The sequence below is a fragment of the Streptomyces sp. KR80 genome (assembly GCF_052245555.1).
Taxonomy (GTDB): domain Bacteria; phylum Actinomycetota; class Actinomycetes; order Streptomycetales; family Streptomycetaceae; genus Streptomyces.
Window position 1 is genome coordinate 19,048 of the sequence record NZ_JBQQCD010000003.1, and the last position, 21,901, is coordinate 40,948.

Sequence of the window (21,901 nt, forward strand, 5' to 3'; positions counted from 1 at the left end):
GTTACCCCGCGATCCGCACGGTCGTGGTGGCTCCCCAGATCGCCAGGCTGAGGAAGAAATCAAGGATGTTGATGGCGACGATGGACGTGCGCACCCCGCGACCGACCGCGACGCCGACCCCCGCGGGGCCGCCCTTGGCGGTGTAGCCGTAGTAGCAGTGCACAAGGATGATCACGATGGCGAAGATGATCACCTTGCCGAACGACCACAGCACATCGATCGGCGGGAGGTACTGCTGGAAGTAGTGGTCGTACGTGCCGGCCGACTGCCCGTAGTAGCCGGTGGTGATCGTCCGGGCGGCCAGGTAGGAGGAGAGCAGCCCGATCACGTAGAGCGGGATCACCGCGATGAACCCGGCGATCATCCGGGTCGTGACCAGGAACGGCAGCGAAGGAACGGCCATCACCTCGAGGGCGTCGACCTCCTCGCTGATCCGCATGGCGCCGAGCTGGGCGGTGAACCCGGCGCCGACCGTGGCGGAGAGAGCGAGCCCGGAGACGAGCGGTGCGATCTCACGGGTGTTGAAGTAGGCGGAGATGAACGCCACGAAGTTGGACGTGCCCAGCTGGTTGAGCGCCGCGTATCCCTGGAGGCCGACCTCGGTGCCGGTGAAGAAGGAGAGAAAGGCGATGACACCGACGGTGCCGCCGACGACCGCCAGCGCTCCGCGGCCGAAGGTCACCTCGGCCAGCAGGCGCAGGACCTCTTTCTTGTACCGGCGCAGGGTGCGGCCCGTCCAGGCGAGCGAGCGCCCGTAGAAGGACAGCTGAGTCCCGAGCTCCTCGAGGGAGCGGAGGGGGCCTGAGATGAATCGGTCTGACAGCGCCATCTCTATCCCCTCTGCGGAACGATTTGGAAGTAGATCGCCGTCATCACGAAATTCGTGACGAACAGCAACATGAAGGTGATGACGACCGATTGATTCACCGCGTCGCCGACTCCCTTCGGACCGCCCTTCGCCGTCAATCCCTTGTACGAGGCAACGATCGCCGCGATGGCTCCGAACACCAGCGCCTTCAATTCAGCCCAATAGAGGTCGGGTAGCTGGGCGAGGGTGGTGAAGGAGGCGAGATAGGCACCGGGCGTCCCGTTCTGCAGGATGACGTTGAAGAAGTAGCCGCCTGCCACGCCGACCACCGAGACCAGGCCGTTGAGCAGGACCGCCACGAGCATCGAGCCCAGCACCCGGGGAACGACCAGCCGGTGAATGGGATCGATGCCGAGCACCTGCATGGCGTCGATCTCCTCGCGGATCTTGCGGGCCCCGAGGTCCGCGCAGATCGCGGAGCCGCCCGCGCCGGCGATGAGGAGCGCGGTCACGATCGGCGACGCCTCCCGGAGGACCGCGAGAACCGAGGCGGCTCCGGAGAACGACTGCGCACCGAGCTGCCGGGTCAGGCTGCCGATCTGGAGCGCGATCACCGCACCGAACGGAATGGAGACCAGCGCCGTGGGAAGAATCGTGACGCTCGCGATGAACCAGGACTGCTGAATGAACTCCCGGACCTGAAAGGGGCGTCTCGGCAGGGTGCGCAGCACATCCAGGGCCAGCGAGAACAGGCTGCCCGAATGTTTCAGCGCGTTGGTGGGCGACAGGCTCATGCTTCGGCCACCTCGCCGTCGACGCCGAGCCGCAGCTTCCGGAGCCGGTGCAGCTGATCCTCATGCTCGGCGATCGCCTGCCAGCGGGGCGGCCGGACGATGTTGGAGCTGGGCAGCAGGCGCGGTGTCACGCCCCCGCCCGACGCACCCTTGCCGCCCTGGGGGCCGCGGTGGTTTCCGGCGTCGAGCTCGGCCAGTTCCTGCTCGACCTGGGCCGCGTCCTTCTCCTCGGCCATGCCGATCGGGCCCTGCATGCGTCCGTTGAGGAACTGGCCCACGACCGGCTCGTCACTGGCGAGCAGCTCTTCCCGCGGACCGAACATCACCAGCTCGCGGCGGAACAGCAGCCCGATGTTGTCCGGCACCTGTCGGGCCGAGGCGATGTCGTGGGTGACGATGAGGAAGGTGGCGTCGATCTGTGCGTTCAGATCGACGATCAGTTGGTTGAGATAGGCCACGCGCACCGGGTCGAGCCCCGAGTCGGGCTCGTCGAACAGAATGATCTCCGGATCGAGCACGAGCGCACGCGCCAGGCCCGCCCGCTTGCGCATACCTCCGGATATCTCGCCCGGGAGTTTCCCCTCGGCACCGATCAAGCCGACCATGTCCATTTTTTCCAGGACGATCCGCTTGATTTCGCTTTCGGACTTACGAGTGTGCTCGCGCAGCGGAAAGGCGATGTTGTCGTAGAGGTCCATCGAGCCGAACAGTGCGCCGTCCTGGAAGAGGACGCCGAACAACTTCCGCACTTCGTACAGATCGTGCTCGCGGAGCTGTGTGATGTCCTGGCCCGCGATCTCGATCGAGCCTCTCTCAGGTTTCAGCAGGCCGACGAGCGTCTTCAGGAACACCGACTTGCCCGTGCCCGACGGCCCCAGCAAGACCGAGATCTCCCCGGCGGGCATCGTCAGCGAAACATCCTGCCAGATGACCTGGTGACCGAAGGATTTGGTCAACCCTTCCACGCAGATCTCGACACCCATCCGGTCCGCCCTTCAGCCCTGAAGCAGCTCTGTCATGTGTTCTACGGGGATGTGGGGGGTGTCCGTCGCTGAACCGAGAAGATTTTTTACAGGCCCGCAATCGTGTGTCGATCAGGGCCCAACATCGGTGTGCAACGGAGTGCTCCGCAGTTTGGTGGGGACATCACGCAGGTCGTCCGGAACGCCGCCCTCCGCGGAAGTGCCCGGTACGGACGATATCCCGGGAACGGGTGCGGTCAACCGGCCGGAAGTTTGAGTAATGGACGACACATCCGGAACCGACACATCCGGGACATCCGGCATGGAAAGGTCCGGCGTAACGGAGGGGGTGGCGGACACCGTTTCCTCGACCGAGGGGAGCACCGGCAGCGAAGCGTCCGGCAGGATCAGCCCGACGCCCCCGACGGGACCGGTCGGTCCCACCCCGGCGAGACCGTGGGAACCCATGGGTTCAGAGAGGAGGCCCGGCGACTCCGACGCCATGTCGCGGTCGTACGCCGCCTGGGGCCAGTCGTCCGTTCGCTCGCTGGCGGTCGGAGGCGGACGCTCCCCTTCCTCTTGATGCGCATAAGGAAGGGCGAGGCCGAGCGCCGCAAGGGTGGCCGCAGTGGACGCCGTTGTGATCGCCTGCGCACCGTTCCCCACCCGGGGACGGCCCCGCCAGCACAGCCACAGGCCGGCGGTGAGCGTGGCGACGAGCGCTTTGCGCATCGTCCGCCGTGCCCTCGCGAGCAGCGACTCGACCGTCCGGTAGCTCAGCCCCATCTTCCGTGCGACCTGACCGACGTCCAAGTCCTCGGACTTGAGCCAGAGCGCCTCGGCCTGCCGCGCAGGGAGGTCCCCACTCCGGTTCGCCAGCCACTTCGCCTCCGCACGATCGCACACCACTTCATCGACGGGGGCGGAGACGGAGGCGGTCAGCGTCGAGCGACTGCCGACCTCGGCCTCACGGTTGATCTGGCGGTACCGGTCGACGCACAGCCGCATCGTCACCGTGGTGAGCCAGGGGCCGAGCCGCTCGTCCTCGACGTGGTCGTTCTCCATGGCGCGGAGCATCGCCTCGTGTACGGCGTCCTCGGCGTCCTCGAGGCTCATGGACCGCCTGCGCGCCACCCTGAGCAGGTGCTCACGATGGCTCCACATGCGCTGCCAGCGCTCGTCCGAGCAGGCATGCGGTCGCACCGAATGTGCTGACTGCGGATCAGTCGCCATCAGGGCCCCTCACACTTGCTCACGATCAAAACGAGGCGTCTCGGAAGCCGCCCGACTTTCTGGGTGGGGCGCCGACATTACCGCCGGGTACAGCGTGGTGGGAGGGGGTGCGACGGACGAATCGAGCGATGTCAGTCACGATTCGGCAGCAGGTCGATAACCGAATCGAGGCAGGGGTTCCGGTTCGCGCCGGACGGACGTACTGGGGGTGCGGTCCGAATCCGCGGCGTGCGCACGATATATCCGTTATGTGCCAACAGGGTGCGGTGATACACCTCTTCGAGCCCGGGAGCCGGACCGCCCGAGGGGCTGGGCTCCCCTCGATGGGCGACCGATCGACCATCCAGATCCGTCGATGCCGGCCGGACGGCTGCCGACCGAGACACCGCGGGCCGCGAGAGGCTCAGGGCAGCGCGAAGAAGATCATCGGGTTGTCCCTGCTGGTGCGGACCGGCTCATCGAGTCGCAGCTCCCGCTTCACCTCGGCGAGCTGATCGGTCACCTGTGGGGCCTTGGCGGTCGACGGGGTGAAGAAGTCGATGTCCCTCTCGGCCAGCCACTTGATGATCACGAGCCTTCGCTGAACGGCTTCGGGCGGCGCCCATGGACTACGTCGTGGACGCTGGTGGGCGTCCCGGCGGGCACGGCCGGGAAGACGTTCTCGATGTACCAGTGGGCGAACCGCGCCCCGTGGTCCGCATCGATGAACAGGTAGCCGGTGTCGGCGGGCACCTTTTCCAGATGCTCGCGGACATCCCCCTTGGTGAAGGTCCACCGGCGGTCCGAGAGCTCCCTCGGTTCCGCCGCCGGTGCTCCAGGGCACGAAAAGATCCGCCGTAACGCACGGCGGGACACAGGACCGGCTCCGCGACACTCGTCGTCGGAGCCGGTCTGTTTACCGCTTACCGCGCAGCACCCGGGCGCCGCGGTTGCGCAGCGCCCGTTCTCGAGACGGCTCGGCCCGCAGGAACCCGCCGGGCCGAGCCGTGACATCAGCTTTCGGTGGGGGCGAGCACCACGAAGTCCGCGCCGGACGGGTCGAGGCAGACGGCCAGCCGCCCGACGCCCTCCGCGTCCTCGGGCCCCATCTGCACCTCGCCGCCGTTCTTGGTGACCCGGGCGACTGCGGCATCGCAGTCCGCCACGGCGAAGACCGGGTGCCAGTAGGCGCGGCCGCCGGTCAGGACGAGGTGCTCCGCGGGGAGCTGCATGAGGCCGCCGTGCATGCGCTCCTCACTGAGACCGGAGGGAGTGATGAGGGCATACGTCCCTCCGCCGCCCGGCAGCGGAATGTCCTGGGTCTGCCAGCCGAAGAGCGTGCCGTAGAACTCCTTCGCGGCCGCCGCGTCGGTGGTGTAGAGCTCGGTCCAGCTCAGGGTGCCCGGCTGGTCGACCGCCTCCAGACCCACCATCTTCCCCGGCTGCCAGACGGCGAACTGACCACCCAACGGGTCGGTGAACTGCGCCATCCGGCCCTCGCCGTCGGCGTCCATCGGGGCGACCCGTACCGTGCCGCCCAACCGCTCGACCGCTTCGGTCGTGGCGTCCACGTCGGGCGTGTTGAAGTAGATCATCCAGGCCGAACGGGCCCCCTCCTCGGTGAGCGGCCCGATCCCGCCGACGCTCTTGCCGTTCATCCGGAAGAAGCCGAAGTCGCCCGCCTCCGGGCCGACGGACTGGAACTCCCAGCCGAACACCGAGCCGTAGAAGGCGGCAGCGGCGGCGACATCGGGGGCGCCGAGATCGAGCCAGCAAGGAGAGCCGGGCACGAAGTCAGTGGTGATCATGTGGATTCCCTTCGCATTCCCTTCGCAGATCCTGATGAAGTCAGCGTGACACCCGCCACTGACACTCGCCCGCCGACTGCTTCACCCGATCGGCGACGCCACCGGCCCACGAGAGATGCGCTCCAGCCGCACCCCTGCGAAGGGGCTCAGATCACCCCTGTGATCAAGGCTCTTCGCTCACGGCAAGGACAGCGTCGGGCGTCCACGTCCCACGAGCCCCCGGACAACCGGCGAGGTATGCGGCCGCGCGTGGGGCGCTCCATCCATGCGCCGCCATGAGCCCGTACGCGAGGTGCCGTAGGTAGGCCGCAGAAGGTGCGTTCCAGGGGACCTCGCTGCACCTCCAGGGGGCGGTGAAGGTCACCACCCGTAGGCCGTCCAGGGCACCGGGGCAGAGCAGCGTCTGATACCGCCCGGTCCCGATCTGTGCTCGCCCGCTGGTGAGCACCTCCGTCAGGTCGAGGTCGTGACCGGGTTCCTCATACATCTCCTGAGCGGCGATGTCCGAGAACTGCGCTGCCGTCACAAGGTAGGCATGAGCGGGCACCTCGCCGGCGGCGTCGGGGTCGTAGAACGCCCTGCCCCCCGTCCACACGGCCGACTCGGTGGCGAAGTACATGACTCCGGGCAGCAGGACCGGCACGGAACGCGCGGGGTCGCGTCCATCTCGACAGCCCGGATACGTGCGTCTCCCGCCGGGCGGTGTGCCCCCTCCGAGGTAATACCGAAGGCGACGACGGTCCATGTTGGAGCCGAAAGCCGCATACCAGAGGTGCCCTTGTGACGGATGTCGGCCGTCACGGTCTTCGAGTCGGCGAGGGACGATCACATCTCACTCCCGCCTGAGACGGGTATTCCACCGGCGCAAACGCTACGGCAATCCGTTGTGGCCCAAACCTTGACTCCACTGGTGTAGACCAGTCAGAGTGCCCCTCGATCCCGTGCCGTACGACCGAACGGCTCCGGACGAAGGAGTGCTCAAGTGTCAAGAAAACGCATCGTGGCCTTCATTACCGCGCTGGTGATGGGTTGCGCGCTCTGGGTTGTCATGCCTATGACCTTCGCTTCTGCCGCGTCGTGCGTCACGGCCTACAACTCGTCGCAGGTGTACCGCGGCGGCGACACAGCCTCGTACAACGGCCACAACTGGACCGCCAAATGGTGGACCCAGTACGAGGCCCCCAGCACCGGAGGCTCGGGCGTCTGGCAGGACAACGGCGCATGCGGTTCCGGCACCCCGAGCGATCCGCCCGGCTCGGGGGACGGGAGCTTCGTCGTGAGCGAAGCACAGTTCAACCAGATGTTCCCGAACCGGAACTCGTTCTACACGTACAAGGGCCTAACCGACGCGCTGAGCGCGTACCCCGCCTTCGCGAACAGCGGCAGTGACACCGTCAAGAAGCAGGAGGCGGCCGCCTTCCTCGCCAACGTCAGCCACGAGACCGGCGGCCTGGTCCACATCGTGGAGCAGAATCAGGCCAACTACTCCCACTACTGCGACACGGGCCGGTCGTACGGCTGCCCCGCGGGTCAGTCCGCGTACTACGGCCGCGGCCCGATCCAGCTGAGCTGGAACTTCAACTACAAGGCGGCGGGCGACGCACTCGGCATCGACCTGCTGAACGACCCGTGGCAGGTGGAACAGAACGCCGCCGTGGCCTGGAAGACCGGCCTGTGGTACTGGAACACCCAGACCGGTCCCGGCACGATGACCCCGCATGACGCCATGGCCGACAGCCGCGGCTTCGGCGAGACGATCCGCAGCATCAACGGCAGCCTGGAGTGCAACGGCAGGAACCCCGCACAGGTCCAGAGCCGCGTCGACAAGTACAAGCAGTTCGTCCAGATCCTCGGCACGACCGAGGGCGGCAACCTGTACTGCTGACCGCCTGACACCCGTACTGCTGTCGGAGGCCCTCCCGTGATGCGGGAGGGCCTCCGGTCTCTGGGCTGGGAGCGCGGCCGACCGCCGCCGCGTCGGGGCGGCGGGGAGCGGTCACGGCCCCGCGCGCCCGGCGCCGGGCACCTGCTCCGCGGACTCGACGGACGAGGACGCCCCGTCCGCTGCGCGGGCGCGGCCCGCCCAGCGGACGGCAGGACCCATCGCCGTTCCGGCAGCCAGGAACAGGGCGCCGATGACGAGCCAGCCCGGAGTGCCCCAAGTGAGGATGAGCGTGGTCAGCAGCAGCGGGCCGACCATACGGGCGACAGCGGTCCCGGAGCCGTAGAAGCCCTGGTACTGGCCCTGCTTGTCCGGCGGCGCCAGCCCGAATCCGATCTCCCAGGAGCCCGAGCCGAGCAACATCTCACCCATGACCTGGACGCAGGCGGCGACGATGAGAATGGCCCCGGCCACCCACGCCGACGTATCGGCGGCGGAGACGGCGAAGCACGCGCACGCCACGAGCATGAGGATCCCGGCATGCCGGACGGCGCGGGAGGCGGAGTCCAGATCGCTCACCCGGCCCGCCACACGGACCTGGAAGAGCACGACACTCGCGGTGTTGAGCACCAGCAGGGCCGAAACCATCCAGCCGGGCGCCTCGGTGCGCTGGACGATCCACAGCGGGATCACCACGCTCAGCAGCGGCATGTACAGCAGCATGACCATGTTCAGCAACGAGACCAGGGCGTACGGCCGATCGCGGAGCACCGCCAGCCGGGGTTCCCCCTTGACGGTCTCGGTGACCGCCGCGGGCACGGCCGACAGGCGCAGCAGAACCAGGGCCGAGAACAGGAAGCTCACCCCGTCCATCGCCAAGGCGGCCAGATAGGCCTCCTTGGTGTCGATCTGCAGCGCGATACCGCCGAAGGCCGCTCCCACCGCCAGTCCGGCGTTGACCGTCGACTGGAGGTAGGCCCTGGTCTCGGTGCGCCGCTCGGGCTCCACCAGCCCGGCGAGCAGGGCCTGCCGGGCTGCTGCAAGACCGCACTGACAGCAGGTGTACAGACAGACGGCCAGCAGGAACGTCGTGAAGGACCGGACGAACAGGAACGAGCCGACCGCCGCCCCGGTCGCCACCGTCAGCAGCACCGCTGTGCCGCGCGGCCCGCGCCGGTCGGCCAGATGCCCTAGCGGTACGCCCGCCACGGCACCGATGGCCCAGCCGATGGTGAGCGCCGAACCGATCTGCGCCGGCGACAGGCCCACGATCCGGCTGAAGTACAGCACGGAGCAGACGTAATAGGCGCCGTCGCCCACCGAGTTGGTCAACTGGGCCAGGGCCAGCACGCGTGGCGAACCCTGGGGAGGAATGATCCGGATCACGCCCGTTCCTTCGTGAATTCGGTGGCCGCACTGCCGTACGACAGCGCAGTCGTATCACTATGTCGCCGATCCCTTCGCGCACCGTGCCTTCCGGTCGGTGTGCCCGTTCAGTCGTCGACCATCTGCTCCGGCTCAGTGAGATGACGCACCAACTCCCGGACCGCGGCGGTGGCCTGCTCGTGCAGACCGCCGCCGAACGTGACCCGGGAGGCTCCCAACCGGCCCAGCCGGCCTGTCCGGGGGCCGCCGGGCAGGTTCAGCGCGTTCAGCGGCTTACCGATGCCCTCGGCCAGGCCGGGCAGCAGCTCCGCGGGAGGCCGGAAAGTACCTGCTCACCGTGTTCCTGTCCCGCCGCGCCGACGGCTGAGGACAATGCCGCACGCCCTCACGAAGAAGGCCCCCGTGATCTTCACGAGGGCCTCGATTCCCTGGTCAGGGGGTGGAGCCGCCTAGGGGAGTCGAACCCCTGACCTACGCATTACGAGTGCGTCGCTCTGGCCGACTGAGCTAAGGCGGCGAGCTGCGGGTATGCCGGACCCGCGGGACGAGACTGGCATCAGCAACGGCGCCAAGTCTACACAGTTTCGAAGGGTGCCCCGTACCCGCCCGAGGGCGGGGCGATCACCGCGCGGACGGCCGGATCCGCCTGGTTCCGCTCAGCGGCACTTCTTCCCGTTCTCCGGGGCCCTGCCGTCCAGCAGGTAGGTGTTGATCGACGTGTCGATGCAGTCGCTGCCCCGCCCGTACGCGGTGTGCCCGTCGCCCTGGTACGTCAGGAGCGTCGCCGAGGCGAGCTGCCCGGCCAGGGCCTGCGCCCAGCCGTACGGAGTCGCCGGGTCCCGGGTCGTGCCGACGACGACGATCGGGGCGGCGCCCTCGGCCCGGATGCGCATCGGCGTGCCGGTCGCCCGGTGCGGCCAGTACGTGCAGTTCAGGGCAGCCCACGCCAGACCCTCGCCGAACACCGGCGACGCCTTGCGGAACGACGGCAGCGCCGTGCGCACCTCGTCCGGCCCGGCGAAGGCGGGCGGGAGATCGAGACAGTTGACGGCCGGATTGGCGAACATCAGATTCGCGTACGCACCGTCGGCGTCCCGCTGGTAGTACTCGTCGGCGAGCTTCAGCAGCCCGGCGCCCTTCCCGTCCATCGCCGACCGCAGGGCGCCACGCAGCTGAGGCCACGCCGCCTCGTCGTACATGGCCGAGATCACAGCTGTGGTGGCCAGGGATTCGCTCAGCTCGCGGATCTCCCCCGTCTCCAGGGGTTCGGCGTCGAGCTTCTTGAAGAAGCCCTGAAGACGTCGGCGGGCGTCGGGTGCGTTCTTGCGTCCGAGCGGGCAGTCGTCGCGTCGTACGCAGTCCTCGGCGAAGCCGGTGAAGGCGGTTTCGAAGCCGGCGGTCTGATCGCGGTTCAGCTGCAGGGCGGGCCGGGAGGGGTCCATCGCGCCGTCCAGCACCATCCGTCCGACACGTCTCGGGTAGAGCCCGGCGTACGTGGCGCCGAGGAACGTGCCGTACGAAGCCCCGACGTACGTGAGCTTCTCGTCGCCGAGCACCGCCCGCAGCAGGTCCATGTCGCGGGCCGCCTCGACCGTCGAGATGTGCCCGAGGACGTCGCCGGAGCGGTCCTTGCAGCCCTGCGCGAAGTCCCTGAATGCCGTGATCAGTCCATCGACCTCGGCCCGGTCGTCGGGGGTTCCGTCGACCTGGGTGAAGGCGTCCATCTCCGAGTCGGACAGGCAGGTGACGGGCTCACTCCCGGCCACCCCGCGCGGATCGACGGCCACCATGTCGTACCGCGCGCGGACCCGCGCCGGGTAACCGATGCCGGCATAGGCCTGCAGGTACTCGATCGCGGAGCCGCCCGGCCCGCCCGGATTCACCAGCAGCGATCCGAGCCGTTTTCCCGGGCCCGTGGCCAGGACGCGGGAGACCGCGAGCTTGACGTCATCGCCCCGCCCCGGTCGCGCGTAGTCGAGGGGCACCTTCATCGTGGCGCACTCGAAGCCGCCCCCCTCGCCGCACTCGCGCCAGTGCAGCCGCTGCGCGTAGTACCGCCGCAGTTCCGCCGGCACGGCGGCGGGGAGTGGCTGGAGACCCTGCAGCCGGTTGTCCATCTGCTGCTCGCGAGCTGGGGCGGTCCTGGACGACACGGACGCGCTGGGGGAGGAACTCCCCGAGGAACAGCCGGAGACCAGCAGACCGGCGACCGCGAGAACGGCGCCGGTGGTGCGGACAAGACGGCTGGTGGTCATGCGGCGATCCCTCTGTCCGTTCTTCGCGTCGACGCGCCGGGTGTTCGGAGAGTATCCGTCCGAGCACGATCCATGCGCCGTCCGTCCGCTCCGTACGGGTGAAGGCGAGGATCGTGGTTACCGGTCACCGTCATGGGTGGGTGTGACCGGCACCTGACGACCGCCTCGCACCTCACCCCGCCCTGAGCGCCAAGGTCATCGCCTCGACGGCCAGCAGTGGGGCGACATTGCGGTCCAGCGCATCGCGGCAGGCGAGCACGGCCTCTATCCGGCGGAGGGTCCGCTCGGGGCTCGAACTCTCCGCGATCCGCCGTAGGGCGTCCTCCGCCTCGGTGTTGCCGATCGCCACGGAAGAGCCCAGCTGGAGGGCGAGCACGTCACGGTAGAAGCCGGTGAGATCGGTCAGTGCGAGGTCGAGCGTGTCGCGCTGAGTACGGGTCGCGCGTCGCTTCTGCCGGTCCTGGAGGTCCTTCATCACGCCCGCGGTACCCCGGGGCAGCTTGCCGCCCGTGCCGGACGCGGCGCCGAGCGCGGCGCGCAACTCCTCGGTCTCCTTCGCGTCGACCTCCTCCGCCACCTGCTTGGCGTCCTCCGCCGCCGCATCGACCAGCTCCTGCGCGGCCCGCAGGCAGCCGCCGATGTCATCGATCCGGAGCGGCAGCTTCAATACGGCCGAACGGTGGGCCCGCGCCCGCTCGTCGGTGGCGAGCCGACGGGCGCGGCCGATGTGTCCTTGGGTGGCCCGGGCGGCTGCCGCGGCGAGACCGGGATCGATGCCGTCACGCCGCATCAGCACGTCCGCGACGGCGTCGACCGAGGGCGTACGGAGAGTGAGCAGGCGGCAGCGCGAGCGGATCGTCGGGAGGACGTCCTCGACCGACGGTGCGCACAGCAGCCAGACCGTACGGGGCGCCGGCTCCTCGATCGCTTTCAGCAGCACGTTGCCCGCGCCCTCGGTGAGCCGGTCGGCGTCCTCCAGGACGATCACCTGCCAGCGGCCGCCCGCGGGCGAGAGCTGGGCCCGGCGGACCAGGTCGCGGGTCTCCTTCACGCCGATGGAGAGCAGATCGGTGCGGACGACCTCGACGTCGGCGTGGGTACCGACCAGGCTCGTGTGGCAACCCTCGCAGAAGCCGCAGCCGGGCGGCCCGCCAAGGGCGCGGTCGGGGCTGACGCACTGCAGCGCGGCGGCGAATGCCCGGGCAGCGGTGGACCTGCCGGAGCCGGGCGGGCCGGTGAAGAGCCAGGCATGCGTCATCTTCGACGCCGCGCTCGCTCCGCCGGGGGCTGTTCCGGATCCGTCCGCCACCGGAGCGGTGGGGAGGGAGTGCTCGCCCGCGGCCTCCGCGTCGGCGGTGACGAAGCCATCGGCGTCGCGCGCCGCGGCGGCCAGTTGCTCCGCCACCCGCTGCTGCCCGACGAGGTCGTCCCAGACCGCCATGCCTTCTCCGCCGTCCCTCCGTCGCGCCGACCGTCAGCCGTACGTCCCGATCCCTGGCTCCCCATTGTGGTCCACGGGACCGACACGGGGACCCGCCCTCGGCGGGCCCAGCACCGACGCACGCGGCGGCGCGGGCGCGCGCCCCCGGCTGTGGGTCGTGCCGACGCGCCCCCGTACGCGAGCCCTGGGGTGCGGCCCTGACGGGGCGTCCAATGTCGGGGAGAGGCAGGAGGATCAGCGACGGCCGCGGCCGTTCCCGTCCTCCTCCTCGCGCGGGCCGAGCAGTTCGTCGGCAAGAGTCGGGAGGTGGTCCAGCGGAGTTTCCTCGGCCCACTCCGGGCGGGAGCGGCGCCCGCCCCCCTCGGCGGGGTCCATCTGCGGCAGCTCGCGCGTGCGCTGGGCGTCGGCCTGGGTGGGGGCACCCCCAGCGTCAGCTGGGGGAGTCCCCTCCTCCTCCCGCCGGAACAGCCACCGCGGCACGCGGTCCGCCGGGTCCGCGGGCCGGGAGCCCTGCGGCGCCTGCCCTTCGGGATGTACCGGCGGCAGGACCGCAGTCTCGTCCGCGTCGTCCGGCACGGGCGGCTGCGGCAGTACGGCCGTCTCCTCGGCGTCCGAGACACCTTCTCCGCGGCCCTGATCCTCCGGCCGTACGGGCGGCAGCACCGCCGTCTCATCCGCGGCGCGGCCGGCGTCCCGCCCGCCCCTCGGGTTCACCTTCGGCGTCGGGACGGTGTCGGGGCCGTCGGAGCCTTCGGGTCCTTCAGGGGGGGAGCTTCCGGAGGTTCCAGAGCCCGAACCGGGCTGCCCAGGGGGCTGCGTGTCGGGGCGCTCCGGCTCCACGACCGGCGTCTCCACCGTCATCGCCTCGTCCGGCGGCGTTTCCCCGGCAGCCCGTGCCTCAGCCTCAAGACGGGCCTGCTCCGCGCGGAGCAGCGCGTCCTCCGCCTTCCGCTGCTTCTCCCTGCGCCGTTCCTCCGCCTCGGCCCGCAGCCGGGCCTCCTCTTCGGCCTGTCGCCGGAGCCGCTCCTGCTCGGCCGCGCGCGCCCGTTCCTCAGCCGCGCGCCGCTCCCGCTCCTCCTCGGCCAGGCGGCGTGCCTCCTCCGCCCGCTGCCGCGCCTCCTCGGCCCGGCGCTCCTCCTCGATGCGCCGCGCCTCCTCCAACGCGTGCCGCTTGCGCTCCTCTTCCTCGGCACGCAGCTTGGCGAGCTGCTGCTGGCGCTCCTGCTCCAGCCGCTCCTCCTCAGCCTTCCGCGCTGCCTCTTCCGCCTCCCGCCGCCGACGCTCCTCCTCGGCAGCCCGACGGGCCTCCTCCTGCGCCTGGGCCTCGGCCTCCGACAGCGGCAGCATCTGGTCGAGCCGGTGCCGCACGACCGTCGTCACCGCCTCCGGCTCCTGGCCGGCGTCGACGACCAGATAGCGCGCGGGGTCGGCGGCGGCCAAGGTCAGGAACCCGGCCCGCACGCGCGTGTGGAATTCGGCGGGCTCCGACTCGAGCCGGTCCGGGGCCTCGGTGAAGCGTTCCCGCGCGGTCTCCGGCGAGACGTCCAGCAGCACTGTCAGATGCGGCACCAGGCCGTCCGTCGCCCAGCGCGAGATCCGGGCGATCTCGGTCGGCGACAGGTCGCGGCCTGCGCCCTGGTAGGCGACGGAGGAGTCGATGTAGCGGTCGGAGATGACGACGGCGCCGCGCGCCAGGGCGGGGCGTACGACCGAGTCGACGTGCTCGGCGCGGTCGGCGGCGTACAGCAGCGCCTCCGCCCGGTGCGAGAGCCCCGCGCTTGACACGTCGAGCAGGATCGCGCGCAGCCGCTTACCGATCGCGGTCGCGCCGGGCTCCCTGGTCACCACGACCTCGTGGCCCTTCGCGCGGATCCACTCCGCGAGCGCCTCGACCTGAGTGGACTTCCCAGCGCCGTCACCGCCCTCCACGACGAGGAAGAAGCCGCTGTCCGCGGGGGCCTGTGCGGGTTCCCCGCCGCGCAGCGCGTCCCGCAGGTCGCGGCGCAGCGGAACGCCCGACCGGTCGTCGGTCCTGCCGAGCACGAGCGCCGCGACGGGCAGCAGCAGCGCCCCGACCAGCATCAGCGTGAAGGCGGCGCCGCCGTGTGCGAAGACGAAGTCGCCGCTGGCCAGCCGGTGCGGCCCGATGGCCGCGGCGAGCAGCGGGGCGGCGATTGCTCCGAGGCCGATGAAGACCCGGACCACGGCGTGCAGATGGTCGGTCGTCCGAGCCCGGCGGTTCTCCTCCGCCTCCTGGTCGAGCAGCGTGTGCCCGGTGTTGGCCGCGACACCGGCAGCTGCGCCCGCGAGCAGCGCCAGCAGCATCACGCTGGTGGCGTCGGGCACCAACCCGGCGGCCAGCAGGGCCAGTCCGGTGCAGGCGGTAGAGAGGGCGAGCAGCCGGCGCCGGGACAGGGCGGGCAGGACGCGCGGCGCGAGCCGGATGCCGACCACGGTGCCGCCGGTCAGCGCCAGGACGAGCAGGGCGAAGCCGACGGCCCCGGCGTCGAGGTCATCGGCGTGCAGTGCGGCGACCGCGACGGACGAGGCGATCGCCCCGGCGACGGCGGCGCAGGTCAGGACGAGCGGCGGGATCGCGCCCGTACGGCCCTTGTCGACGCCCGTGCCGGTCTTGGGGCGGCGCAGTCCCTCCAGGGGGGAGCGCGGGCGGGGAGTCTTCGCGCCGGGCAGTTCGAGGAAGTAGAGAATCGACACGGAGGCGGCGAACAGCCCGGACGCGACGTACGACCCGAGGGCCGCCTGGTGCAGATCGAACCAGTCGATCCCGACGCCGAGCAGCTTCCCGATCAGCGTGACGGCGACGAGCCCCGCGGCGGCGACGGGCAGGGTGACGTAGCTCGTACGGAGCGAGAGCCGGCGCAGCGCGTCGATGTGGTCCGGCAGCGGTCGTACGGCGGCGCCCTCGGGTGGCGGTGCGGGCAGCAGGGCCGGGGCCGCACCTTCCTTGGCGACCGTCCAGAAGCGCTCGGCGACACCGGCCACGAACACGGTGACGAGGAGCAGGGCGAAGGCGTTGCCGGGGGTCAGGTCGATCCAGAGCGGAGCCACGACGAGGAGCACGAGGCGTACCGCATCCGCACCGATCATGGTCCAGCGGCGGTCGAGCGGACCGCCCTCGCGGCGCCCGCCACCGCGCTCGCCCGCTGCCGCGCCACGCTCCTTCGCTCCGGGCGCGGTGAGGGACGAGAGCGGGCCGAGGAGTACGGCACCGAAGAGAAGCGTCGCGACGAGCCGTGCCCCGAAGACGGCGGCGACGGCGAAGGCGGCACCGCGGTAGCCGCCGCCGAAGGAACCCTCGGCCACCGCCGCCTGGAGCGCCAGCACGAGGAGCACCAGCAGGGCGAGCACGTCTCCGATGCCGCCGACGAGCTGGGCGCTCCAGAGCCGTCGGAGCGGCGGGAAGCGCAACAGGGCCCGGACGGCGCGCTCGCGTGAATCTTCGGCAAGGGCGTCGGGTGCGGGGGTCACGACCGTTGGCTGCTCGGATCGCGTCATCCCGTCAGCCTATCTGGAGTGGACGGCTCACTGTCGGACGGTTCGAACACGCGAGCACGGAGTCGGCCGCCCGGCGCGGCTCTCGCGTGCGCCGGCGGTCGGTTTGGGGGCACCCCTGGGGGCACCCCCAGCGATTGTCCCTCTGGGCCTAACGGCCCGGGTGGTTACCCCAAGGGGAGTTAGCTGGGGGACTCTCCGCGCGTCCTCAGGCGTCCTCGGAAGCCGTATTCGCGGGGGCCTTTCTCGCCGTCGTCTTCTTCGCGGCAGTCGTCTTCTTCGCCGTGGTCTTCTTGGCGGCGGTCGTCTTCTTCGCCGCCGCCTTCTTGGCGGGGGCCTTCTTGGCGGTCTTCTTCGCCGTCCGCTTGGCCGGGCCCTTCGCGCGCTTCTCCGCCAGCAGCTCGTACCCGCGCTCCGGCGTGATCGCCTCGACGTCGTCGTCACGGCGCAGCGTCGCGTTCGTTTCGCCGTCCGTGACGTACGGGCCGAAGCGGCCGTCCTTGACGACCACCGGACGCTCACTGACCGGGTCGGTGCCCAGCTCCTTGAGCGGCGGCTTGGCCGCGGCACGCCCGCGCTGCTTCGGCTGCGCGTAGATCGCCAGGGCCTCGTCCAGCGTGATCGTGAAGAGCTGCTCCTCGCCGTCGAGCGACCGCGAGTCCGTGCCCTTCTTCAGGTACGGACCGTAGCGGCCGTTCTGCGCCGTGATCTCGTTGCCCGACTCCGGGTCGGTGCCGACCACCCGGGGCAGCGACATCAGTCGGAGCGCGTCCTCCAGCGTCACCGTGTCGAGGGACATCGTCTTGAAGAGCGAGGCCGTCCGCGGCTTGACCGCGTTCTTGCCCGTCTTCGGGGTCCCCTCGGGCAGGATCTCGGTGACGTACGGGCCGTAGCGGCCGTCCTTGGCCACGATGGCGTGACCGGTGTCCGGGTCGGTGCCCAGCACCCGCTCGCCACTCGGCTTGTTGAGCAGTTCCTTGGCCAGCTCGACGGTCAGCTCGTCCGGCGGCAGGTCGTCGGGCACGTCGGCGCGCTGCGCGGGCTCTTCCGCCCCTCCGTCGGCGGACGGCCGCGCGGGCCCCTCGACGTACGGCCCGTAGCGGCCGACGCGCAGCACGATGCCGTCGCCGACGGGGAACGAGGACACCTCGCGGGCGTCGATCGCGCCCAGGTCGGTGACCAGCTCCTTCAGGCCGCCGAGATGGTCGCCGTCGCCGTTCCCGGCCTCGGCCGCGCCGCCCTCCGGGCCCTCGCCGAAGTAGAACCGGCGCAGCCACGGCACGGCCTGTGCCTCGCCCCGCGCGATGCGGTCGAGGTCGTCCTCCATCTTCGCGGTGAAGCCGTAGTCGACGAGCCGGCCGAAGTGCTTCTCCAGCAGCCCGACGACGGCGAAGGAGAGGAAGGACGGCACCAGCGCCGTGCCCTTCTTGAACACATAGCCGCGGTCGAGAATCGTGCCGATGATCGACGCGTAGGTCGACGGGCGGCCGATCTCCCGCTCCTCGAGCTCCTTGACCAGCGAGGCCTCGGTGTAGCGGGCCGGGGGCTTGGTGGCGTGGCCGTCAGCGGTGATCTCTTCGGCCGACAGCGGGTCGCCCTCGGCGACCTGCGGCAGGCGTCGCTCGCGGTCGTCGAGCTCGGCGTTCGGGTCGTCCGCGCCCTCGACGTAGGCCTTCATGAAGCCGTGGAAGGTGATGATCTTGCCGGAGGCGGAGAACTCGGCGTCCCGGCCGTCGCTCGCCCGCCCGCCGGCCTTCACGGTCACGGACTGGCCGACCGCATCCTTCATCTGGGAGGCGACGGTCCGCTTCCAGATCAGCTCATAGAGGCGGAACTGGTCACCGGTGAGGCCCGTCTCGGCCGGGGTGCGGAAACGATCACCCGAGGGCCGGATCGCCTCGTGCGCCTCCTGGGCGTTCTTGACCTTGCCCGCGTAGATCCGCGGCTTGTCCGGCAGGTAGTCCGCGCCGTACAGCTGGGTGACCTGCGCGCGGGCCGCCGCCACCGCCGTGTCCGACAGGGTGGTGGAGTCGGTCCGCATATAGGTGATGAAGCCGTTCTCGTACAGCTTCTGCGCGATCTGCATCGTCGCCTTCGCACCGAAGCCCAGCTTGCGCGACGCCTCCTGCTGGAGCGTGGTGGTACGGAACGGGGCGTATGGCGAGCGGCGGTACGGCTTGGACTCGACCGAGCGCACCGCGAAGGCGGTGTCCTGCAGCGCCGCGGCGAGCGCGCGTGCGGTGGCCTCGTCCAGGTGCAGGACCTGCGCGCCGTCCTTCAGCTGCCCGTTCGGACCGAAGTCGCGGCCCTGGGCGACACGGCGCCCGTCGACCGTGCTCAGACGGGCGGTGAACGTCCCCGGGTCGGATACGTCACCGGCGCGGCCGGTGGCGAAGGTACCGGTCAGATCCCAGTACTCGGCGGAGCGGAAGGCGATGCGCTCGCGCTCGCGCTCGACGACGAGCCGGGTCGCCACGGACTGCACGCGGCCGGCCGACAGCCGGGGCATGACCTTCTTCCACAGCACCGGCGAGACCTCGTAGCCGTAGAGGCGGTCGAGGATGCGGCGGGTCTCCTGGGCGTCGACGAGGCGCTGGTTGAGGTCGCGCGGGTTGTTCACGGCCTCCTGGATCGCGGCCTTGGTGATCTCGTGGAAGACCATCCGGCGGACCGGGACCTTGGGCTTGAGCACTTCCTGGAGGTGCCAGGCGATGGCCTCGCCCTCGCGGTCCTCATCGGTGGCGAGGTAGAGCTCGTCGGACTCCGCCAGCAGCTCCTTAAGCTTGTTGACCTGGCTCTTCTTGTCGGCGTTGACGACGTAGATCGGCTGGAAGTCCTGATCCACGTTGACGCCCAGGCGGGCCCAGGACTCGCCCTTGAACTTGGCCGGCACCTCGGCTGCGCCGTTGGGCAGGTCGCGGATGTGCCCGACGCTGGCCTCGACGACATAGCCCGGGCCGAGATAGCCCTTGATCGTCTTCGCCTTGGCGGGCGACTCGACGATGACGAGTCGGCGGCCGCCTGCTGCGGTCTCGCTGGTCGGGGACAACTTCGCTCTTCTCTCCGGTCGACGCCAGGTGGTATTGGCACTGCGGTGACGATGCGGAGTGTGACGGTACCTCCCGGCCCCGTGTCAAACGGGAAAAGCCCGCAACGCCACTCGAACGGTAACCCGACAAGCGTCCTGTCTGCCGCCCGGGCCGGTACGCCGCCGCCAGGGCACCGTATGCACGCCGCACGAACAAACGCCCGTTTCGGCACCGGGTAACGGCGGGATCAGGCCAGGTCGAGGCACCAAATGCCGAGGAACAGCGACACCGCACCGAAGATCGTCGCGAGTATCGCGGATGCGACGGGGCTCACGCCGTATGCGACCGGCGCACGCAGCCGGAGGCGCGCCCCCGTCCAGAGCAGCAGCGCTGCGCCGAACAATCCGAATGCCGCCCCTGCGAAGATCGCGGGTCCGCTCTCCATCAGCCGAAGCACCTCCCAGCACCGCCTCGCACCGCGAGGACCAGCCACCTCGCACGGCGAGGACCACCGGCGCCGCCGACACCGCGGCGCGAAGGCTGGAGGGTGGCACGCACGGCCGGCGTACGCAAGAACTCAGGGTGAACGACCCTGGTCACCGGGTCACCGCACGCCCGGGGCTACCCGTCCCTCACCGGCTCGAGAAAGCCCTGCTCCACCAGCAGCCGGATCGACTCGGGCGTACGGTCGCGCAACAGCACCGGGTCCTCCCTGACGAGCTGTGCGATCGCATCGACGATGCGGCCCGCGCTCAGCGTCCCATCGCAGACGCCCGCGAAGCCCGCACCGACCGTGTCCACCTTGGTCGCCCGGCGCATGCCCCGGTTCTGGCGGAGCACCACGTGCTCGGGGTCCTCGGCGCCGGGCAGCCCGACCTGCTCCTGCAGCACCTCGTCGGCCAGCCGGAAGCGGGCGGCGAGCAGCCCCGCGTCATCGGTCGCCCGCAGGAAGTCCTGTCGGTCGAAATGCGCCAGCACCGCCGCACCGAGCGGCTGCTCCACGGAGTGCGGCCACTCCTCGGCCGTGATGGCCGGCTGCTCGGACCCCGACTTCCGCAGCGTGATCCAGCCGAAGCCGACGGCCTTGGCCTTGCGGGCCTCGAACTCCTCCAGCCACGCGTCGTAGCGGGCGGCGTACTCGGCCGGATCCGCGCGGTGGTCCCCTGCGTCGCGCAGCCACAGCTCGGCGTACTGCGTCACGTCCTGCACCTCGCGCTGCACGATCCAGGCGTCGCAGCCGCTCGGCACCCAGGACGTCAGCCGCTCCCGCCAGTCCTCGCCCTCGATGTGCAGCCAGTTGGCGAGCAGTTGCAGATATCCGCCGTCGGCCAGCCGCTCCGCGGACTGCTGGACGAGCGTCCGGCAGAGGTCGTCGCCGCCCATGCCGCCGTCTCGATAGGTGAGCCGGGGTCCGGGGGAGATGACGAAGGGCGGGTTGGAGACGATCAGATCGTAGACCTCGTCCTCCGCGATCGGCTCGAACAGCGAGCCTTCGCGGAGGTCCGCCGCGGGCGCGCCGGAGAGCGCGAGGGTGAGGCGCGCGAAGCCCAGAGCACGGGGGTTGACGTCGGTGGCGGTCACCCGGGTGGCGTGCTGGGAAGCGTGCAGAGCTTGGAGGCCGGAGCCGGTGCCGAGGTCGAGCGCCCGGGCGACGGGCCTGCGGACTGTGATGCCGGCCAGCGTCGTGGAGGCGCCGCCGACCCCGAGGACCACCTGCGAGCGGTCGACTCCGGGCGCGTCCGGCACACCGGTCCGGCCTGCCGCGATGCCGCCCGCGCCACCGACGGCGCAGCCGAGGTCGGAGACGATCCACCAGTCCTGGCCCTCCGGCCCGCCGTACGGACGTACGTCCACCGTGGCCCGCACCTCCGTACCGTGCTGCACCAGCCATCCGTCGGCCACGCAGTCATCGACCGCCAGGGCCCGGCGCGCCCGGTCGTACGGCACCGGGGACTGCAGCAGGAAGAGCCGGACGAGGGTCTCCAACGGCGAGTCGCCCCGGGTCGCGCGCAGGGCCGGGACCGACTCGCTCCGGGCCAGCGCGGCATACGCGGGCGCGCCGAGGAGTTCCAGCAGTCCGTCGGCGGTGAAGACGGCGGACTGGAGCGCCTCGCGCAGCCTGGAGGTGCGGTCGGCGTCGGGCATGGGGACGGCAGGCGCGGCCCCCTGCGCATCCCCGGAGGGGAGGCGGTGGGCGGAAGGTGGTGGCGTACTCACCCGACCATTGTCGGACTCGGGGGAGGCGAATCAGGACTCTGTGGGCGTGGCGGAGCCGGGACGTTGGCAGCCGGCTTGCTTGCTCATCGCCGTGCCGACCTCGCCGGACTGCAGCTTCTTGATGGCGTCGTCGCCGATCTTGTTGACCGCATTGAGGTCGTCGGCGATATCGGCGAGACCGCCCGCGAACTTGGCCTGGTCCTTGGTTTCCAGCCCGTCGACGGCCTTTTTGAGGTCTGCGTACGCCTTGGAGGTCGCGTCGAGCTCCCTGACGGCGTTCTTCTGGATCTGTTCACCGTTGTCGACCGGGGGGGCGCCCGCCTTCTCCACCGAGTCGGACATCGCGGCGTAGGCCTCGGAGATCTGCTGGAAGGCGGCGGAGTCGGCCTTCTTGATATCCGCCGGCTTGCCGTCCGCCGCCGTGGAGGTGATCGACTGGTTGGCCTGGTTGATCTTCTTCAACTGCGGCTGGACTTCGTCGCAAACGCTCTTGGCGTAGCCGTCGACCTTGTTGTCGTCCGTGCAGCCGGACAGTGCCATCAGCAGTGCCGCTCCGCCGGACAGGGCGGCCAGAAGCTTCTTGTTCACCGGATC

Annotated in this window: 17 protein-coding genes and 1 tRNA gene; 1 reads left to right on the plus strand and 17 read right to left on the minus strand. The window is 70.3% G+C overall.

Going from position 1 to position 21,901, the window contains the following annotated elements:
- Position 1 precedes the first annotated feature (1 nt).
- The 8 genes from ACTWQI_RS05445 to ACTWQI_RS05480 all read right to left on the minus strand — a co-directional run bounded on the left by ACTWQI_RS05445 (position 2) and on the right by ACTWQI_RS05480 (position 6,227).
- Positions 2-829, minus strand: coding sequence for an MlaE family ABC transporter permease (locus ACTWQI_RS05445; protein WP_443267979.1), 828 nt, complete (start codon positions 827-829; stop codon positions 2-4).
- Positions 830-831: 2 nt separating this feature from the next.
- Positions 832-1,602 (minus strand): MlaE family ABC transporter permease, encoded by a 771-nt coding sequence (locus ACTWQI_RS05450; protein ID WP_443267981.1) that lies wholly within the window; start codon positions 1,600-1,602, stop codon positions 832-834.
- Positions 1,599-2,585, minus strand: coding sequence for an ABC transporter ATP-binding protein (locus ACTWQI_RS05455; RefSeq protein ID WP_443267983.1), 987 nt, complete (start codon positions 2,583-2,585; stop codon positions 1,599-1,601). Before ACTWQI_RS05455 ends, ACTWQI_RS05450 begins: the two co-directional genes overlap by 4 nt.
- Positions 2,586-2,696: 111 nt before the next feature.
- Positions 2,697-3,797 carry an RNA polymerase sigma factor gene (locus tag ACTWQI_RS05460; protein ID WP_443267986.1) on the minus strand — a complete coding sequence of 367 codons (1,101 nt, stop codon included), beginning with the start codon at positions 3,795-3,797 and terminating at the stop codon, positions 2,697-2,699.
- Between the two features lie 403 nt (positions 3,798-4,200).
- Positions 4,201-4,368 (minus strand): hypothetical protein, encoded by a 168-nt coding sequence (locus tag ACTWQI_RS05465; protein WP_443267987.1) that lies wholly within the window; start codon positions 4,366-4,368, stop codon positions 4,201-4,203.
- Positions 4,365-4,529, minus strand: coding sequence for a hypothetical protein (locus ACTWQI_RS05470; protein WP_443267989.1), 165 nt, complete (start codon positions 4,527-4,529; stop codon positions 4,365-4,367). Before ACTWQI_RS05470 ends, ACTWQI_RS05465 begins: the two co-directional genes overlap by 4 nt.
- Positions 4,530-4,789: 260 nt before the next feature.
- A complete protein-coding gene (locus ACTWQI_RS05475; protein WP_443267991.1) occupies positions 4,790-5,584 on the minus strand; it encodes a VOC family protein in 795 nt (264 codons plus the stop codon).
- A gap of 163 nt (positions 5,585-5,747) precedes the next feature.
- Positions 5,748-6,227 (minus strand): histone deacetylase, encoded by a 480-nt coding sequence (locus ACTWQI_RS05480; RefSeq protein ID WP_443267994.1) that lies wholly within the window; start codon positions 6,225-6,227, stop codon positions 5,748-5,750.
- Positions 6,228-6,608: 381 nt separating this feature from the next.
- Here ACTWQI_RS05480 and ACTWQI_RS05485 point away from each other — a divergent pair, with 381 nt between their 5' ends.
- The gene (locus ACTWQI_RS05485; protein ID WP_443268636.1) at positions 6,609-7,469 is read left to right on the plus strand and encodes a glycoside hydrolase family 19 protein; all 861 of its coding nucleotides are present in this window, start codon (positions 6,609-6,611) and stop codon (positions 7,467-7,469) included.
- A gap of 111 nt (positions 7,470-7,580) precedes the next feature.
- Here the strand turns inward: ACTWQI_RS05485 and ACTWQI_RS05490 are convergent, their stop codons facing one another.
- The 9 genes from ACTWQI_RS05490 to ACTWQI_RS05530 form a co-directional block, all read right to left on the minus strand.
- Positions 7,581-8,852, minus strand: a complete 1,272-nt coding sequence (locus ACTWQI_RS05490) for an MFS transporter (RefSeq protein ID WP_443267995.1) — start codon at positions 8,850-8,852, stop codon at positions 7,581-7,583.
- A 440-nt stretch (positions 8,853-9,292) separates the two neighbouring features.
- Positions 9,293-9,369 (minus strand) — tRNA-Thr (locus tag ACTWQI_RS05495).
- Between the two features lie 139 nt (positions 9,370-9,508).
- Positions 9,509-11,107, minus strand: a complete 1,599-nt coding sequence (locus ACTWQI_RS05500) for an alpha/beta hydrolase (RefSeq protein WP_443267997.1) — start codon at positions 11,105-11,107, stop codon at positions 9,509-9,511.
- Between the two features lie 172 nt (positions 11,108-11,279).
- The gene (locus ACTWQI_RS05505; protein WP_443267999.1) at positions 11,280-12,548 is read right to left on the minus strand and encodes a DNA polymerase III subunit delta'; all 1,269 of its coding nucleotides are present in this window, start codon (positions 12,546-12,548) and stop codon (positions 11,280-11,282) included.
- A 234-nt stretch (positions 12,549-12,782) separates the two neighbouring features.
- Positions 12,783-16,064 (minus strand): dTMP kinase, encoded by a 3,282-nt coding sequence (tmk, locus tag ACTWQI_RS05510; RefSeq protein ID WP_443268001.1) that lies wholly within the window; start codon positions 16,062-16,064, stop codon positions 12,783-12,785.
- A 205-nt stretch (positions 16,065-16,269) separates the two neighbouring features.
- Complete coding sequence (topA, locus tag ACTWQI_RS05515) at positions 16,270-19,110, minus strand: type I DNA topoisomerase (RefSeq protein WP_443268003.1); 2,841 nt, start codon at positions 19,108-19,110, stop codon at positions 16,270-16,272.
- Between the two features lie 227 nt (positions 19,111-19,337).
- The gene (locus ACTWQI_RS05520; protein WP_443268005.1) at positions 19,338-19,535 is read right to left on the minus strand and encodes a hypothetical protein; all 198 of its coding nucleotides are present in this window, start codon (positions 19,533-19,535) and stop codon (positions 19,338-19,340) included.
- 176 nt (positions 19,536-19,711) lie between these two features.
- Positions 19,712-21,235, minus strand: coding sequence for a DUF7059 domain-containing protein (locus tag ACTWQI_RS05525; protein ID WP_443268638.1), 1,524 nt, complete (start codon positions 21,233-21,235; stop codon positions 19,712-19,714).
- Between the two features lie 102 nt (positions 21,236-21,337).
- The gene (locus tag ACTWQI_RS05530) at positions 21,338-21,895 is read right to left on the minus strand and encodes a small secreted protein (protein ID WP_443268007.1); all 558 of its coding nucleotides are present in this window, start codon (positions 21,893-21,895) and stop codon (positions 21,338-21,340) included.
- Positions 21,896-21,901: the final 6 nt, after the last annotated feature.

What these genes read in the sequence shown, in the direction of transcription:
- ACTWQI_RS05455 (WP_443267983.1), bottom strand. Translation starts at nt 2,585, where the DNA reads ATGGGTGTCGAGATCTGCGTGGAAGGGTTGACCAAATCCTTCGGTCAC.
- ACTWQI_RS05525 (WP_443268638.1), bottom strand. Translation starts at nt 21,235, where the DNA reads ATGCCCGACGCCGACCGCACCTCCAGGCTGCGCGAGGCGCTCCAGTCC.
- ACTWQI_RS05450 (WP_443267981.1), bottom strand. Translation starts at nt 1,602, where the DNA reads ATGAGCCTGTCGCCCACCAACGCGCTGAAACATTCGGGCAGCCTGTTC.
- ACTWQI_RS05500 (WP_443267997.1), bottom strand. Translation starts at nt 11,107, where the DNA reads ATGACCACCAGCCGTCTTGTCCGCACCACCGGCGCCGTTCTCGCGGTC.
- ACTWQI_RS05505 (WP_443267999.1), bottom strand. Translation starts at nt 12,548, where the DNA reads ATGGCGGTCTGGGACGACCTCGTCGGGCAGCAGCGGGTGGCGGAGCAA.
- ACTWQI_RS05445 (WP_443267979.1), bottom strand. Translation starts at nt 829, where the DNA reads ATGGCGCTGTCAGACCGATTCATCTCAGGCCCCCTCCGCTCCCTCGAG.
- ACTWQI_RS05475 (WP_443267991.1), bottom strand. Translation starts at nt 5,584, where the DNA reads ATGATCACCACTGACTTCGTGCCCGGCTCTCCTTGCTGGCTCGATCTC.
- tmk (WP_443268001.1), bottom strand. Translation starts at nt 16,064, where the DNA reads ATGACGCGATCCGAGCAGCCAACGGTCGTGACCCCCGCACCCGACGCC.
- ACTWQI_RS05460 (WP_443267986.1), bottom strand. Translation starts at nt 3,797, where the DNA reads ATGGCGACTGATCCGCAGTCAGCACATTCGGTGCGACCGCATGCCTGC.
- ACTWQI_RS05520 (WP_443268005.1), bottom strand. Translation starts at nt 19,535, where the DNA reads ATGGAGAGCGGACCCGCGATCTTCGCAGGGGCGGCATTCGGATTGTTC.
- ACTWQI_RS05485 (WP_443268636.1), top strand. Translation starts at nt 6,609, where the DNA reads ATGGGTTGCGCGCTCTGGGTTGTCATGCCTATGACCTTCGCTTCTGCC.